The 17331-nt window shown below is 46.2% G+C and carries 14 protein-coding genes; 5 read left to right on the top strand and 9 right to left on the bottom strand.

What is annotated here, in order from left to right:
* Window positions 1-58 precede the first annotated feature (58 nt).
* Complete coding sequence (locus QNM19_RS00305; RefSeq protein WP_082225475.1) at window positions 59-1285, top strand: threonine/serine exporter family protein; 1227 nt, start codon at window positions 59-61, stop codon at window positions 1283-1285.
* A 141-nt stretch (window positions 1286-1426) separates the two neighbouring features.
* Entirely contained in the window at window positions 1427-2059 is a 633-nt protein-coding gene (locus QNM19_RS00300) for a hypothetical protein (RefSeq protein WP_049865134.1), read from the top strand.
* 157 nt (window positions 2060-2216) lie between these two features.
* Here QNM19_RS00300 and QNM19_RS00295 read toward each other — a convergent pair whose 3' ends face one another.
* Entirely contained in the window at window positions 2217-2693 is a 477-nt protein-coding gene (locus tag QNM19_RS00295) for a methyltransferase family protein (RefSeq protein ID WP_284026151.1), read from the bottom strand.
* A 184-nt stretch (window positions 2694-2877) separates the two neighbouring features.
* Here QNM19_RS00295 and QNM19_RS00290 point away from each other — a divergent pair, with 184 nt between their 5' ends.
* On the top strand, window positions 2878-4941 hold the full coding sequence (locus QNM19_RS00290; protein ID WP_049865136.1) for a S9 family peptidase: 2064 nt from the start codon (window positions 2878-2880) through the stop codon (window positions 4939-4941).
* A 207-nt stretch (window positions 4942-5148) separates the two neighbouring features.
* On the opposite strand, the gene QNM19_RS00285 is transcribed toward QNM19_RS00290, so the two are convergent.
* The gene (locus QNM19_RS00285; protein ID WP_284026150.1) at window positions 5149-8073 is read right to left on the bottom strand and encodes an Ig-like domain-containing protein; all 2925 of its coding nucleotides are present in this window, start codon (window positions 8071-8073) and stop codon (window positions 5149-5151) included.
* 438 nt (window positions 8074-8511) lie between these two features.
* Between QNM19_RS00285 and QNM19_RS00280 the strand changes: the two genes are divergently transcribed.
* On the top strand, window positions 8512-9198 hold the full coding sequence (locus tag QNM19_RS00280) for a LipL32 family surface lipoprotein (RefSeq protein ID WP_049866543.1): 687 nt from the start codon (window positions 8512-8514) through the stop codon (window positions 9196-9198).
* A gap of 100 nt (window positions 9199-9298) precedes the next feature.
* Here QNM19_RS00280 and QNM19_RS00275 read toward each other — a convergent pair whose 3' ends face one another.
* From QNM19_RS00275 to QNM19_RS00255, 5 genes are all read right to left on the bottom strand, one after another.
* Window positions 9299-9556, bottom strand: coding sequence for a hypothetical protein (locus tag QNM19_RS00275; protein ID WP_049866542.1), 258 nt, complete (start codon window positions 9554-9556; stop codon window positions 9299-9301).
* The gene (locus QNM19_RS00270) at window positions 9553-10521 is read right to left on the bottom strand and encodes a sterol desaturase family protein (protein ID WP_284026149.1); all 969 of its coding nucleotides are present in this window, start codon (window positions 10519-10521) and stop codon (window positions 9553-9555) included. The genes QNM19_RS00275 and QNM19_RS00270 overlap by 4 nt, the downstream gene beginning before the upstream one ends.
* A 115-nt stretch (window positions 10522-10636) precedes the next feature.
* Entirely contained in the window at window positions 10637-11845 is a 1209-nt protein-coding gene (locus QNM19_RS00265; protein ID WP_284026148.1) for a multidrug effflux MFS transporter, read from the bottom strand.
* Window positions 11846-11934: 89 nt separating this feature from the next.
* Entirely contained in the window at window positions 11935-13146 is a 1212-nt protein-coding gene (codB, locus tag QNM19_RS00260) for a cytosine permease (protein WP_284026421.1), read from the bottom strand.
* A gap of 84 nt (window positions 13147-13230) precedes the next feature.
* The gene (locus QNM19_RS00255) at window positions 13231-13689 is read right to left on the bottom strand and encodes a DUF4920 domain-containing protein (protein WP_284026147.1); all 459 of its coding nucleotides are present in this window, start codon (window positions 13687-13689) and stop codon (window positions 13231-13233) included.
* A gap of 227 nt (window positions 13690-13916) precedes the next feature.
* Here QNM19_RS00255 and QNM19_RS00250 point away from each other — a divergent pair, with 227 nt between their 5' ends.
* Complete coding sequence (locus tag QNM19_RS00250; RefSeq protein WP_284026146.1) at window positions 13917-14435, top strand: hypothetical protein; 519 nt, start codon at window positions 13917-13919, stop codon at window positions 14433-14435.
* Between the two features lie 297 nt (window positions 14436-14732).
* On the opposite strand, the gene QNM19_RS00245 is transcribed toward QNM19_RS00250, so the two are convergent.
* Both QNM19_RS00245 and QNM19_RS00240 read right to left on the bottom strand, forming a co-directional pair.
* A complete protein-coding gene (locus QNM19_RS00245) occupies window positions 14733-16709 on the bottom strand; it encodes a hypothetical protein (RefSeq protein WP_284026145.1) in 1977 nt (658 codons plus the stop codon).
* A 134-nt stretch (window positions 16710-16843) separates the two neighbouring features.
* The gene (locus tag QNM19_RS00240) at window positions 16844-17305 is read right to left on the bottom strand and encodes a flavodoxin family protein (protein ID WP_049863993.1); all 462 of its coding nucleotides are present in this window, start codon (window positions 17303-17305) and stop codon (window positions 16844-16846) included.
* Between the last annotated feature and the right edge of the window lie 26 nt (window positions 17306-17331).

Genomic DNA, 17331 nt, shown 5'->3' with positions numbered 1-17331 from the left:
TAGCTTCCTTACTCACTAAGTCGCTGTCGATTTTTACTTATAATTAGGTTACACGCCGTTGAACTCAGCCACCTTTACACAAAAGCGTAAGTTTATTGTTAAATTAGGCAAAATGCTTCATCAATACGGAACCCCGGCTTATCGCCTGGAAGCCCATCTGATGGAAGTTGCCACCCACCTGGGGCTTAAGTCGTCCTTTGTTATGTCTCCAACATCCGTCACTTTTGTGATCTGGACTGAAGGACACGAGGATGAGTACACCCATGTTGCCCGCGTAGAGCCCGGTGACCACAACCTTGGCTCACTGGCCGACACAGATGATGTCGTGAATCGAATGCTGGCAGGCGAGCTCAGTGTCGAGCAAGCAGATCAGAATCTGGATGCCATAACTCAGGCAAAAGATCCCTATGGACGGCTACTTACGGGTATCGCGTTTGCAGTGTCAGGAGGTGCCTTTGCAATGCTAATGGGCACCAGCTGGAATGATGTGCTTTGGTCTGCGGTGTTGTCGATTCTGGTCTTTATCTTCGTCCTCTGGTCAACTCGCTCAAAGCGCGTAACACACATGCTCGAGCCTGTTGTAGCAATCGCTTCTGCGCTGGCTGCCTGTGCGATTTCGTCGTATCTGGACCCTATGGTTAATATCCGACTGGTCGTACTTTCGGCGATAATCGTATTTATACCAGGCCTGGCACTGGCTCTTGGCTTTGCTGAGCTATCTGCGCGCCACTTAGTATCAGGGACAGCTCGGGTCATGGATGCCATTATGTTGCTGTTTAAACTGTACTTTGGTGCGTTTTTAGGTATCAGCATTGGCTTCTTTCTATTTGGACAGAGCGATTATGTGCAGCCCGATCCGCTCCCGAAATGGACAGCCTGGATGGCAATATTGCTGCTGTGTAGCAGCCTGATTGTGATTTTCCGCACTAAGCTGAAACACGCCAGCTGGTCAATTGCGTCAGGCTTTATTGCCTATGCAGCCAGCATTGGCTCAGCCATCTACCTCGACTATTCACTGGGGACTTTTGTCGGCGCATTTGCTGTGGGTGTGTTCAGTAATGTGTTTAACCGCACCGTCAACGCGCCCGCCTCGATTGTCGCGATGCAGGGGTTGATTGTGCTGGTACCCGGGTCAAAAACCTATATTGGTTTAAACTCGCTAATTGAAGGGCAGAACTTTGTGGCAGCCGATCACATCGGCCAGCAGACCTTTTTGATCTTCATGTCTTTGATTGCCGGTCTTATCTTTGCCAACGTGGCACTGCCACCGAAGAAGAGCCTGTAAATCGTGTTTGGCAACACCTAAGCAGTCGGGGTGTTGCCAAATAGCTTCTTTACCTGTAGTTGGGGCTACTCAATCTCTCCTTTGCTTCAAACGCATTTTGGGTGACAATCAAAGTCACACTCTGGTGCAAAGGAGCTCACCATGAACGACCACACAGAACAAAAACTGGCAGCCTATCGGCTGGTGCTCGATTACATCAAAGTCTTTTTGTGGCCAGCTATATTGGTCCTCGCCTTTGCTGTCTATGGCGATAAGCTATTTAAAATCATTGAGCAACGAGAGGTAGATGCGTTTGGATTAAAGCTGGGTAAACAAATTGAAGATATCAGCAGCAACTACGAGGCACAGATAGCACAGCTCAAAAAAGACATTGAGGCCAGCCAGGAACCGGCAAAACTACTAAAAAAAGTAGACGGCATCCAGGTTAACCTGGCCAAGCAACTGTCCAGCGTAAAACAGACCGTATTACTGACAGAGACGCCGTCTGTACCGAATAGAAAAGCACAGGTCGACCAATATGAGCGGGCTGGATTTAACGCTATCCTGGCACGAGATATTTCCGAAGCACTCTCACAATTTAGCGCAGCCCAGGCCATTTGGCCCGATTATCATAATGTGTCAGAAATAAAGCGCTTACTCAGCAAACAAAAAAATCAATTACATGATAGCCAAAACACCGCCTGGCAAGCTGTGTTTGATACCGTTTTGACGCAGTACTCCTGGGGAATGCCAGATGATATCAGAGCGCAATTCAGGCAAGTCGCAACAAAATAGTCATACCAATTTGCTTAATTAAGTGTTCTATTTTGAGGCCACGATAACCAGGCGAAAATTTTGCTATTTAGTCGTTCTAAAGGAGAAGTTTTTGAGGCTGTTAGCGCCCTATTTGCTCCTTCTAATTGAACAGGTATTCAGTGAATTTGGTATCATGCTAGAGCCAGCGCCGGGTTGTTGCCAGAAAGTCTCTGTATGCTTGTCCATAGCAGTTAAGCAAGAAGCGCTCTTCAGGTTTAATTTGAAAACGGGTTAGATAGCCAATAAAAATCAATGCTGCAAGCCCCCCCACTGGCGCAGCGAGATACCAGTTAAATGCCAATAGTAAGCACAGGAAGCCCACATACATGGGGTTTCGGGTAATGCGATATATGCCGCTGGTCACCAGGGTTGATGCTTTATCTATATGCACCGGATCGACGCTGGTTTTGTGGCGGCGAAATGCAATCACACCAGCCAGTGCGACTCCCACGCCAACAGAACTCAGTAAAAAAGCCCCACACAGCCTTATCGCCTCACTCAACTCCACACGACCGAATAGCTGTGCCAGCCCCCAACTAAGGATCAGATGCAACAAGAGTACAACTAAAGGCGGGATCCGGGTATCTAACGGGTGAATCCTGGAATCTGACATGCTGGTTTCGCACTCCTTATCAGCAAAATGTGTCACTTGATTGATATACAGCAATTATTTATCCCATAAAGCAGACTGTTAATCGCAAACACTGGTTTTCAGACTGCGCTAAAGTAAAATATTACTCACTAGCACTACACTTCGCGGTCTAGTTTATAAGAAAGCGTAATCCCAGAGAACATTTATGAAACTAATTAAAACCTCGCTCGCGCTTGCCATTGGCCTAGCCAGTGCCAGCACCTTTGCCTCATCGGCAAATGACACAATCACAGTTGAAGATATTCCTACAATTCAACGCGTTATCCAAACAGCCGTTAGCCCTGATGGGGAATCAGTTGCATTTCGTCGCTCTGTCCCCCGTGAGCTGTATGTAGACCGCAACGGTAAAAACTACAGCGAGCTGTATGTTGTTGATGACGAAGGTAATGAAGTACCTTTCATCACAGGTAAAATCAACGTAGGTAAAATTGAATGGTCAGCAGATGGCAAATTCATTTACTTTACGGCCAAGAAAAAAGCGGACAAATTCACCTCACTGTACCGCATTGCAGTAGATGGTGGTGAGGCACAAAAAGTGCTGTCTCTGAAAGGCACCTCTATCAGCAAGTATCGCCTGAGCCCCAACGGTAAACAGGTTGCTATTCTGGCTATGCCTGCCAAAGATGCAAGCGAGAAAGAGCTTAAAAAGCTTGGCTTTATGGCTGAAGTGTATGAGCTTGGCCTGAAAAACAAGCAGCTGCATTTGGTCGACCTGGCACAGACGAGCAAACCCCTGACTCCTGCCGTGGTCCCTGTTGCGGGTTACGTGAGTGACATCAACTGGTCTGATAATGCCAGCAAATTATTGGTGAAGACACAACCGACTGCCCTGATCGACGATCAATACATGAAGTCTCAGTGGCATGTAATGGACGTAGCGACGCAGAAGATCACCACTTCATTCAAAACCGAAGGTAAGCTGGGTGAAGCTGAATTCTCACATGATGGTAAGTACATTGCCATTTTAGGCGCAGAAGACAAGCACGATCCAGCCAAAGGCCGCCTGTTCCTGGCCAATGCGAAAACCGGCAAAGTAGAAGAATGGATCCCGAACTTTATGGGCCATTTCAAAGATTTTGAATGGTCAAACCGCAAAAATGTTCTGAACTTTATTGCTGATGTCGGCGCTGAAACCTTCATCGCGCAGGTGAAAGTTGGTTCGAGCAAGTACAAAAAGCTCGTTAAAGAAGGCAAGTTTATCGCGCAAAGCCTGTCCGTATCAGACTCAGATAAAACGATTGGCGTACGTGCAGAGAGCCCAAAACACCCAAGTGAAGTGTTTATGGTTCGCTCTAAAAAGCCAACCCGTTTAACCAATTCAAACCCCTGGTTAGACAACAAACGCCTGGCAAAGCAAGAAGCAATTAACTTTAAAGCTCGCGACGGTGTGGAAATTGGCGGTGTGCTTATCTACCCACTGGATTACCAGGAAGGCAAACGTTACCCCCTCATCATGGCGGTGCACGGTGGTCCGGAAAGTCATGACAGAAACGGCTGGCTGACCAGCTACTCAGATCCGGGTCAAATGGGTGCAGCACGTGGCTACGCGGTCTTCTACCCGAACTACCGCGGCTCAACAGGTAAAGGCGTTGACTACTCTAAACTGGGTCAGGGCGACTATGCCGGTAAAGAGTTTGACGATCTGGTCGACATGAAAGATCACCTTGTTGAGATGGGTCTGGTCGACAGCAAACGTGTTGGAATCACAGGTGGCTCTTACGGTGGTTACGCTTCAGCCTGGGGCGCAACTAAACTCACCGAGCACTTCGCAGCCAGTGTGATGTTTGTGGGTGTAACCAACCAGCTGTCTAAGTTTGGTACGACCGATATCTCAAACGAAATGTTCCTGGTACATGCCCGCTCTTACCCGTGGCAGAAATGGCAGTGGTACCTTGAGCGCAGCCCGATTTACTGGGCTGGTCAGTCGAAAACCCCACTGTTGATCATGCATGGTAAAGACGACCCGCGCGTTCACCCGGCTCAGTCTATGGAACTGTACCGCTATATGAAGGTACAAGACAAAGACGTACGGCTGGTTTACTACCCGGGCGAAGGCCATGGTAACCGCAAAGTCGCCGCTCAGTATGACTACAGCCTGCGCTTAATGCGCTGGATGGACAACTACCTGATCCACGGCAACAAAGACATGCCAGCCTATGAGATTGACCACGCCGCGAAATTAAAAGCGGTGAAAGAGCTGAATAAATAAACTGCTGTTTTTATGGTTTAAAAAGACAAAAGGCTTGCCAGATTGGCAAGCCTTTTTCTATAAATACGATACACCCCTAAATGGTATTTCAACTTACTTCTTTAATGAGAGAAGCCTGCCATTTTCAGTCGTGGCTTCCTCTTCTACGCGATACCATCAGTGTCGTACTTGCTACCTGAGCGCACAAAAAGCGCTCATGTAACAGCGTTAATCCAACTTAACTTTTTGTAGTGAAACATACCCTACCGTAGCCGCATCAGTGTCAACAAGAATCGTAAACGTGCCGTCCTCGTTTAGCAATATCCCATGTTGACTGCCGCCAGCGTTATAATTTAAAGGATAAGTTTCAACCACTTCCATTGAAATAGGGTCAATTTTAGAAACAACCACACTATTGTCAGGCACTTCATCACTCAGTGAATCAACTTGACCTAAAGCGTAAACATAGTCCCCTTTGGATGTAACAGGGTGCTTAGCACCTGTTGGGTAGTAGTCATTTGGCAATGCAGATAACCCCATAGTGTTTCCTGCACTGTCAACCAGGGCCATCGCAGGGCCTGACGAATGAAGAGGAGCTCCAAACACGAAGAAATCACCATTGTCCAGGTCAGTAACACTTTGTAAACTCTCGAACGGGAAGCCATCACTACTATGCCAACTAAACATCTCACCTAAGTGACTATTAAACGTTTGAAAGTAAACCGCTGGATTCATTCCAAAATCCCCCTCGAAGTCATAACTTTCATACATAGTGCCACCCACAACAAGGGCACCATAGTTAGAAACGTGTAACGTGGAAATAAATGCATAGTTCTGAGCAACCGATTCGATTACAGGCAGCTGAAAATCACTGACTAAGTCTCCGGTCTCAGTAGACACTTCAAATAAGTAAGCACCACCATAAGATTTAGATCCATCAGTATTTTGTGCATAACGCGTAGCGCTGACATACACGGTGTTTTCGAACTCTACAACGTTATTAAAATCGCTCACAAAGCCATCTTTCGCACTGTGTTCGCGCTGCCATACCAATTCGCCACTACTGTCCAGTTTTATAATATATTGCTTGCCTACCGCAATAAATGACCCATCTGAGAGTGCAATAATATCATTGAGTTTAGCTGAGCCTTTAGCAGAAATGATCTTGTTCCATATGCGATCGCCATGCGCATCAACCTTAAATATCCAATCGTCACCATAGATATCTGTCGTTGGCGGGACATCCGGAGAGGTCGCATCCCCTAAAACAACATAACCATTATCTTGTGTAGCAATGACTTTGTGTCCCATATTAGATTTTCCGCCACCAAAGGCCACATGGAATACGCCCAGTTGCGCCAAATGTACTTCGCTCCATTCTCCTGCTAAACCATCCGGATTAACGGTTCTGACACGCCATACGTATTTACCTACTTCATGTTCAAAGGTCAGTTCGTTACCGACCGTAAGCTTTTCCATTAGCGGTCTGGAAAAAGTAGGCTCAGTGGCGAATTGAAATTCATACCCATCTGAAAAGTCGACATTTTCCCAAGATAAATTCACGCGATAGCGCTTAAGTGACACTTGCTCAACGTCCGTTGTTAATGTTTCCGGTGCAGCCAGCGGTGAATAAGCAACTAAAATACCAAAGACAGGTAAGGAAGCGCTAATCGAGCCATCCGTCACAGACAGCTTGATCCCACTATAATCAGCTGCGTCTGTGTTCACTGGGGTACCACTTATCTGGCCCGTATTTTCATTGAATTCAGCCCAATCCGGTAGGTTCTCAACACTGAAGGTGAGTGTATCCAGGTCGACGTCACTGACCTCAGGAGTAAACAGGTACGCCTGACCTGCTGTGACTGTTGTAGGGGGCGTTCCAGCAATCGACGGTCCATCATTAACAGCGCTCACAACGATGTTTGCTGTTATTTCACGACTCAGTAAATCGCCCTGCTGTAGTACAAACGTAAAACTATCCTGGCCGTTAAAGTTGGCGTTTGGTTGGTAACTCAGATTGGGGTAACTACCTGATAGCGTGCCGTGTTGTGGCTGGCTTTGGATCGTTAACTGAATGGGAGACTCCAACGGTGAATTTGATGAAACCGTAATTTCAAGTGGGCTGTCTTCCTTTGTTGTTAGAGAGAGATCATCACTGACCAACTGTGCAGTATAGGGCTGATTATCTTCTGCATCTGGAATGCCATCGTTGTCATCATCGGTATCGAGAGAGTTGGCAGTGCCATCCTGATCACTGTCTAAGTAAGTGTTAATGTCTGGAATTTTGGCCGAGCCGGAATCAGCAACCCATTGTTTTAGGTGCTCAGTAACTGTAACAGGATCAATCTGAGCATGCATATTAGCCAACGCAGATAAAGCCTCGGTATCATCAATGTTGCCATCTGCGCCGAAGTCTTCCTCCAACTTGTTAACCAGTAAGGTAAGCTCAGCTTCGGATGCTGTATTGTTAGCGGCTGACGCCGTCAACGCATACTTGTATATAAGTGAAGACACCGTCAGCAAGTAGGCGCTATCGGTTTCATCTATACTGTTAAATATCGACACTGACGCAAAGTCGGCGCCTTGGGGAGCCGCTATCACCGAGCTAAATGTCTCTCTAAACTCCTTTTCAGCATTGGCAATTGCCTGTTCAAAAGTCTGACCTTCATTTTTAATCAACGCCAGAGCACGGGTGCTGGTCAGGTGAGTTAGTAAGTTGACGTTAGCATGTTGCTGCCCGTTATCGTTTGCCTCGTACAGTGAGCGTAAGGTTAATACATCTTTAGATAATGTACCCGTAATTTCATTCCGGTAGTAGCCCGTAGAGGTGATCTGTAATATATCGCCAGCAGTGGCTGTAAATTCAAAACGGCCGAGGTCATTGATGGTTTTTGTGACCAGCGTTGTGCTCGTATTCTCACCTTTTTCTGATAATTTATTAATGGTGACCGTTGAGCCAATTACAAAAGGCCCTTTTTCAACAGTACCAGAGATACGAATGTCTGTATTTCCCGGGGTAACTTTCTTATCATCTACTTTCTTATCGTCTACTTGAGATGATTTTGATGAGAGGTGATTATCGCCTGAGCTACCACACCCTGTGGCGCCAAATACCGTCAATAGTAGAAGAGCTATGGAATTGAGTGGTTTCATCTGTGTCCCTGTTATTAATATTTTTGAATAGCAGCTGCTGTAATATTGGCTAGTTAAAACAAGCAAATCGGTCTCGATCCTAACAGTAGGATATATTTATAATCAAGGAGTTGGCTTAATATCAGAGCCAGGTTTACAAAAAGCAACAATCAGTCACCGATTTGGTTACACCCCTTTACAGTTTGCCAGGTAAAACCTGTTTTAGAAAAAGAAAGCAGTAGTGTACCTTTGCCCATCAAGAGCAAACCAGCGATGCAGATAATTGCGGAGTACCTTTTCACAGGGCAAATAGGCTTCAATAGACATAAAGCAAGCCAAATTGCTTTGGAACGACATATCGCAGATCCCCATGATAAATGTGTAAAAAACTGTTTTATTTTCTGCAGTACACGCCTATAATTCGAACGAATTTAAAAATGGTGACATGGAGTCAACAAAATGAAAATGAAGTTATCCGGAAAGATCCTCCCTCTAATTGCGCTAACCACTCTTGCAGGCTGTATGAGCACTGGTCCACATTTAAAGAGCTCTGTCTCTGAGGGTGTAGCTGGTATAGAAGCGCGTCTGCCTTACGCCAATTACAGTAACTACTTCGGTTACGTTGATAAGTCGGTAGTACCAGAAGGCAAGTACAAAGGTAAAGATACCTACTACCTGTACGTCTGGGTCCCTGCGGCAGTCGATGAAATTGGTGTTTCTATGATTTCACCTGCAGTCGCCACACCAGGTGACAACGACTTTGTTCACGCAAACTTTAAACCAGGTATGGCGAAGGATGCCAATAAGTTTTTCGACACTTATATCGTACTGGATCGCATGAACATCATAGATAGCAACAGCATCTCTGATGGTGGTAAAGTGTTACAAAACCTGGGCCGTAATGACGACAGCAGTGAGCTACCAGCTAACCCAAGTGGCGCAAGCTACAATTCTTTGCTGCGTAAAACAACCTCTATGAATAACCCAACTGAAGCACTGGTCCGTGGTGTCTATCGTATCGGATTTACCTCGTTCCGCTCTTCTGTTGAAGGCTCGTTTGAAGCAACAATCGGTACTAATGTTCCGGGCGTAAAGATTGCCGCTTCTCTGTCCGAGCTGGATGCACTGGTAAACAAAAAGCTGTAATCCAGATCCATCCCTAGCCAATTAAGTCATGCCAGCCGCTGTTTCGTTTTGTCAGGGCTGGCATTTTAATTTACCACACGTTACGACTTTATTTTTATGCTCAGGCCTGACATTTACTCAGACCGAACCAGCTGTCGACATGACGTAAAACCGCCGAGCAGCCCCCCGGCTTAACCAGCGAACTTCCGGCAGCCCGGTTACCATTTGCACGGGAACGGCCTGAACTGAAGTTTTCGACCCCATAATTTTCAACCACATTTTGCTTACTCACAAAACTGTCTGTACTGCGTTCAATTTTACCACTTAACATCAACCCGAACGCCGCGACGACGGCAGTGCCTAGCACTATTTTTTTCATCTTTCCTCCTGTTTAATCATGTTGTTACCAAAGAAAAAGGCGTGAGTACTCTGTTGCGTTCGGTTGTGTTGTGACAATCCAAACAACACCGGCTCTGCACTGTCTGGCAGGTATAAGGTACCAAACATCCAATCCCAGATGGCCAGATTACTGCCATAGTTTTTGTTGCGATGCGCCGGCTTGCAACTATGATGTACCTGATGCATGGCCGGACTCACGATAAGATAACTAAGCCAGCGTGGAAATCGCAAAAAAATATGTGAATGGACTAATGTACCGCCCAGCAGTAAAACGCTAAACGCAAATAAATTAGTGCCCAGAATCAACATTTCTGATGCATCTTGCCCCAGCGAATAGCTGCATAACCCTGCCACCAGCATGCTGGCAAAATAGGTGACTGGCAGACGGAATATCGCTTCAAGAGGGTGAGCCCGGAAATTGGTAAAAGGCGTAAGATTGGTTGCACTGTGATGGCGGCTGTGAATACGCCATAAATATGGATACTGGTGCAAAATTCTGTGATACCAGTAGTTGAAGAAGTCGAATACCACAAAAGCAATGAGGGTGGTCACGGCCACTGATGCCTGTGGTGTCACCCTTAACTCACTGGGACCGACAATCGACTCCAGCCATGCAGAGACAAACAGACTGTCGTTTATCGCTCCCCCGCTCAGGTACCTGTCAATCAGCAGCGCAGCACTGGCCAGGCAAAAAGAATTGACGATCAAAGAAACATAATCGATACGACTGGATTGACTCCACCAGATCCGGGTGGAAAGAAAAGCCCCTTTCAGGGTTTTCCAGTTAACACGTCTGTTTTGTTTGCGCTTTTTGTAATACAAGAACACAATCGCAATCAATAAATTAGTTGCGACAAACACACTCTCGTTAGAAAGAATTTCGGCTACAGGGTAGACAAGTAATAGTTCAATAGCCCGAATAAACTCAAATATCAGCTCCGCCATGTATTGCATTATTATTGTTTTTTTAGCAAAAACATGAGGAAAACGTTACACAAAAAGCATTAGCTTGTCCACAACAATCATGTTCAGGTGAGCTAAGTGTTGGCTTTGTCTAACTTTAATTGTCTAACTCTGGACAGCCCTTGCATTGGCGAAAACGCCCGTATTGCACCAATGCTGTCAGCAAGATAGCCGCAAACATTATTCCGGCAAATGGCAGAGTATTATCTGCATGCAGGAGCGCGAGCAAGAGCCCCACCAAGGCCCCACTGCCAAAACGTAAAGTGCCGATAACCGCCGTCGCTGTTCCACTGTTTTTTTCAAACTCCAGTAAAACCAGGGCATCCGCATTGGCTGCAATGATCCCCAGGCTCATCATCAATGGCGCAATACTAAACACAATATAATACAAGGATAAGTCAAACAGACTAAATACAAGTAATGCAGTGGCACTCGCAACACCAAGCCCCAGCCCGAGATAGAGCATCTTTCTGGAACCTAACTTAGGCACCAGACGGGTATTTGCAAAGCTCCCCAGCATCAGGGCAACCACATTAAAGGCAAAAAGCACACCAAACAGCTGCTCTGAGACATCAAAATAATCAAGATAGATAAAAGGTGCAGAGGTCAGAAAGCAAAAAAAGCCAAACGAGACCAGCATTGAGCTGACAATATCTGGCAATGCCGCACGGTTAGAAAGTACAGTGGCGTAACTGTCAAAAAATAAATGGAGCCCACGTTTATCACTTTTATAGATGGGTACTTCCACCAGATAGAGATAAGCCAGAACCATCACGACAAGCGCATAACTTGCCAGGGTCAGAAAAATCCATTGCCAACTGGCCAGGCCCAAAATAGCCGACCCCACACTGGGCGCAACCAAAGGCGCCAGCATCATGATCATGGAAACATAAGACATGCCTTTGGCTGTATTAGCCTGATAGATATGACGAATAATACCAGGGACCACTACTGTTGCAGCTGCGCCTGTAAAAGCTTGAGTCGCTCTGAGTCCCCAAAGATGCAAAATATCACTGCTGAACGCCAACAAAAATGAACTCAGTGCAAACCCACCCAGTCCAAATATGGCCAGCTTACGTCTTCCAAGCTGATCGGCCAGGGGGCCATATACCAGCATGCCAAGCGCATAACCTGCGAGATAGATACTCAGCGAAAGCTGCACGTGCGGCATAGTTGTGCCCAAACTATTTGCAATTACCAGCATTGCTGGTAAATACATATCGATTGCCAGCGGCGTAATTGCCACAATACTGGCAAGCAAGGGGAGTAGAATTCGGGTGTTGAAAGCGCGTGCAGAATCGTCCATGACATTCCAAATACAAAGCTAGGAGGCGTGAATTGTATCAGTTTAAGTATCAATCTGCACCTCGCCTCCTGCCCTATTCAGCGCATTAACTACTTCTCCCAGCGAGAAAAAATGCGATAACTCACGGCGGCCCCTAACACTGCGTTTAGCGGAACAATCCCAGGCAGAAAATGACCTGCCAGCACGCCCAAAGCGACTGCAGCAATAGCGCTCCAACGCACACTTTGCCACTGCATGTGCTCAAATGCGTGATAACGCTCCCTGTTGAAAATATAATCTGCGATCAACACCCCCCCAACTGGGGGGATCGCGGCAGACAAAAAAGTCAGCCAGCCAACGAAGTGGTTGTATAACCATAATGCGCTAAGCGTACCAATAATGCCGTTGAGCACTGCCAGATTACGACTTGACCAGCCTGTAATATTGGCGAATCCGAGTCCAGATGCATACAGTGCATTATCATTGGTGGTCCAGATATTCAGACCCAGCACAACAATTGCGGGCAACAACAGGCCTTGTAACATCAATACCTGAGCGATATCAGACTCACCGGTTGCTGCACTACCCGCCGCACCAAAAATAAACATCAGACTGTTTCCAAGGAAAAACGCAATCAGCGTTATTAATACAGCACTGGCGGGCTTGCGGGCAAAGCGAACAAAATCAGCAGTTAATGTGCCCGCGGAGATAAACGACCCAACCACCAGTGCAATTGCTGCGCTGATGGGCAGTGGCGTTGTCGGTACAAGCGACTGCAATTGACTGATCCCACCTACATCTTGCACCGCCAACCATACAGAGTACCCTCCGAGCAATGCTATAGCCGGCACAGCAATCACAGACAACGCCATCAATGCTGAAATACCAAAATAAACCGTCGTTGTCATGGCAAGACCAGCCACGATGATCAGCACATTGGTATCTATGCCAGTTGCTTTGTGAACAGGAATAGCAAACATGGCTACCCCAACGCCAAACCAGCCAACCTGGGTACCGCCCAAAAGCAAAGAAGGAAGCCAGGATCCTTTAACACCGAATGAAAATCGCGCGAGTAAATGTGTAGACAGCCCGGTCGATGCCCCTATATAACCGAGCGCAGCAGTGTATAAGCCGAGTAACAAGTTACCAATGAAAACCGCGAGAAAAAAATCGTTAAATGAGAGCCCGGTACCCAGGGTTCCCCCAGTCCACATACTGGCGGAGAAAAACGTCAACCCCAACATCAACAAGGATAACGCTACGCCGCCTTTTCTGGCTGATTCCGGAACGGGTTTGAGTCCATAATTACTGTCTTCAGTCACTTTGTGGCCTTTTTGATATAACAAACTGATACCTTATTACAGCACACAACAGTGGAAAAATTATGGAGTATATCAAGCCCCGGATCAGAGAATAGTCACCGCACTGGGTTTTAACCTGTATACCGTAATTGGTTTTTTCAAAGCTTTAGAATCAAAGACTTCGCCGTTTTCTTCTGCTTTGTGAGCCAGGTAGCGCCGCGACTTTTCTAACGTCAACTCAAACACCTCAAACCGGCCTGTTGCCAGCGCTGTTTTACCAACCGCCGTCATGGGAAACACCATCTCACCATCACGCACTTTCACCGTGATCTGTTCCCCCTTTTCCACCTTGAGTGTCATCCAGCAGCCGCGCTTTTTACACACTTTCGTCACGACCCCTTTCACCGTGACATCTGTTTGATGATATTGCTGCGCCTGAGCCAATAAACGTGTGGCATCAATAATGTTAGTTTTGTCAGCACCACCGCCAAACTCTATCGGCTGCGCCAAACTGGGCATCACACACAGCAAAGCAAACAAGCTCAGCCAGAATTTAATTAACATACAGTCCTCCAGGTTAGAGATTCTTTGTAATTCGCTGTTCAGATAATTCAATCATAACAAGATCTTACTAAAAACAAAGCAAAAAACATTTTAATATACACAAATTAATTACAGATGAAAACACCCCAGATGCAAGCCATTTACAATCCATTACATACCGTCTTGCATCTTAAAAAAGATGTAATTACCTTGAATGGGTAAACCACACTAACAAAAAGGAAAATAATATGAATAAGATGATTAAATCTTCTCTAGCACTCTCGGTTTTGGCAATACTGAGTACAACGGCCCAGGCTTCAGCTGAGCAATGGCAAGGGTATTACAAAGGTCAGTGTGAAGTGATCTCACCGGCTCGCGGCACGCTTTATCAATTTCCAATGTCACTGGAGATTGGCGCATCCGTCGATAACAAGGCTGACTGGATAGTCACCTACGGAGAAGGCGCACGCAAAAACGTTCGCAACTACAGCTTGCTAACACTCAACGAAAACCTGGGCCATTATGCCATTGATGAAAACAATGGCGTTGTCATTGACCAATACCTGCTAAACGATGAGTTTTTAAGCCTGTTTGAAGTCGGCAGCACCAAATTGCAAGTATCCTATAAACTGGATAGTAACGGGACGATTGACGTTAACATGAATACGTTTAGCTTTGATCCAATCCGTGAGTCAAAAGTTGGGCACGTGGTTGTTTCCAATTATCAGGGTAATACCCAGCAAAGATGTAAACTGTTTAAGTGGTAATCACACCAGGTAGTCGGCCTGTTATACCAATTCTCTTAATTAAGTGTTCTATTTTGAGGCGAGAAAATAGGGTCGATAACACCGCTCTCGCGTCCTGCTATCGCTGAGGCACCTACATCCATGTAGGCGAGGCAAAAATTTTGCTATTTAGTTGTTCTAAATGAGAAGTTTTTAACGCTGTTAGCGTCCTATTTGCTACTTCAAATAGACCAAGTATTAAGTGAAATTGGTATAAAACCAGACCAACACATAAAAAGATAAAGCGGGCCCTCACCCGCTTTATCACAGTTTACCTGATTAGCCACCGCCTCCACCAGTAACGGTACCTTCAACAGTCACCATAACATCTACCTCATCTTTCAGGCTACGATATTGAATACTGGTGATGGTGTTGCCATCTGCTGATAAGAATAAATTAATTAACGGATAATCGTTATCTGGACCGTAATTAACCTGTATACGCTTCTCTTCCTCAAGATTAGTGCGGTCATAAATAACCATGATATCACTTTGGGCATAACTGATACCTGTGTCAAAGTCGATAGACCCATCTGAGCCAATCACCACAGTGCCGCGTGAATGGCCTTCACCTACAACTCTGTACTCCCCGGCTCTTGCGGTAACTAATTCAAGATTAGCGATTTCATCGCCCCCGTCAGCAGTGAATGAACCAAGAAACATATTTTCCATGGTAAACAGATTGATTTCATTCAGCCCCGTTTCAGTCACAGACACTTTGTAGATAAACCCGTCATCTTTATAAACGTATTCGCTGCCTTCCATCATGACATCATCGAGCGACATTTCGTCACCATTATTGGCTTCTGGATCTGTATCTATGAACATCATGCCTGAACTGGAGAATGTGAACCGTACTTTTTGCCCATCGGCATAGCTGCTGCCGCTTTCCGAAAGCATAAACACCATATCAAACACCTTACCTTTGAGCACTTCAGGCAACATGACATCATCATCCATATCATCGTCGTCATCGTCTTTTCCGGTCAGCGTCCAGGTGTAAGTCAGGTCTGATGTCACAGTGACCCCCTGAGTGGTAACAGAGTAACGCACAGAAACCACAATCTCAGTATCCGAGCTGCTCACCAGCTCAAACGCCAGATCATTCACCGTCAGCTGTTGCTGAACAAATGAGTCTTCAATCTGTTGTTTGATGGTTTCGAGATCGTTGGGATCAGGCGCAGGCACGTTGTGAATTTTAATCTCTTCAATACCAGTCGTAACGCCGGCCACAGTCGTAGAGCCAGTAATAGTTAAGGTGTTACCTTCCCCATCATTACCGTTGTTATCATCATTGTCGTCATCATCATCAGAATCTCCGCCGGAACCAGATGATAACCCACCGGGAACAAAATCCAATTCGAGAGACCCAAGATCCAAACTGGCAAAAATGTCACTCAGCCCTTCCAGAGTCTTTTTAATGTTGTCCAGGGAAAACGTCGCACTCAGGTCGTCGGTTAAACCCACTTGCTGCGCGTACGCCTGAATTGCACTGGTATACTCACTGATAAAATTACTGGCATTATACAAAGGAGATTCAAAAGCCTGATCGCCTACCTTGCCATCTATGGTGAGATCTAAAAAGTCAGCACGCAAGGCATCAACGATCGCCAGCGCTGGTGAACTCGCAGAACTGCCCATTTTTGCCAATGCAGCCAAAGAAACCGCGTATATACCAGCCTGATCACTACTCGCAGTGACTCCACTGGCTGCATCAATGAGTTGAGGGGGTGTTGTAATATCTGTCAGAGCCGGGGCCAATGCCACACGAACCTGTTCATTGACAAGGTTAATGGCTTCAGCGCTGGTCGCGCCGGTATTTAAAATGGCTGTTGCGGCAATTTCTGTAAGTGTCGTCACGCCCACTTCAGACTTAAAAGAACTCAGTACAGCGCGAAGCGTCGTATCGGCGCCAAGAGCCAGAAAAACGCCTTTGGCTTCATCGAAGTACTCAGCGTCGCCTCCTCCCAATACCTCAACAATAAACGGCTCGGTAATGGCAGAAGCCAATGTGATGGTAGCAACACCTGTCTCTCCGGTATTGCCCGTAGCCCCTTCAATGGGCGTGTTAGTGGCGAGTAAAATGAGCCTGACATTTGCATTTTTGGTTAATCCCAATGCCGGGCTCACTTTGATTTCAGTGGTTTGTGCAGTTTGATCTGGCGTGTTGTTATTGTCGTCATCATCTCCCAGGCAGGAGGCAAGTATGAAAACAGACAATATGACAAGCCAGTTGCGCAGCTTGTATATCTTCATGGTAGTTCCTGGTTTAGACGGTTACTGATAGTTACTCTGGCACAGCAAGGGTTGACACCTTCACCATGCCACAGCAACAACAGTTTAGTTTAACGAAATAGTTAACGCCTATTTTTTAACCAAAAAATCCTTTTTTATTTGTCACCCTCATACGGGTATTGATGGTGAATGCTTTCACGGCAGGTCATCCCGAGATACTCACAGGTTTTCTGGATCATCTCAGTGAAGCACGCTGGCGCAGTCTCATTAATCGAGTTAGATAATATGGAGAACTCTTTGGTACGCAGCTTTCTCAGCTCAGGTCGCAGTGTTTCATCATCCATAAAATCGGTGATGCGATCGAAAAATGCCTTCATTCTCGGTGTAACGGCATACCAATATACAGGGGATGCAAAAACAATGTGATCATAGTTCAGCAATGCGCGAAATAATGAACGAAAGTCATCACCACGATTGGTGTGATTATAGCAATAATCTCCAATATCATAGTCATCAAGAAACAAAGTATCGGCCTGTAGTTGCTGCGCAAGCGCTCTTACCGACTGTGCAGTGTTACCCTGCTTGTTTGAGCTGGAATAAAGAATAATGGACGTCATTGTAGTTCTCCTTTGTGTTATTTGCT

The organism is Pseudoalteromonas ardens (genome assembly GCF_030125445.1).
Lineage (GTDB): Bacteria > Pseudomonadota > Gammaproteobacteria > Enterobacterales > Alteromonadaceae > Pseudoalteromonas > Pseudoalteromonas ardens.
This window is presented reverse-complemented; position numbering and strand designations above follow the sequence as displayed.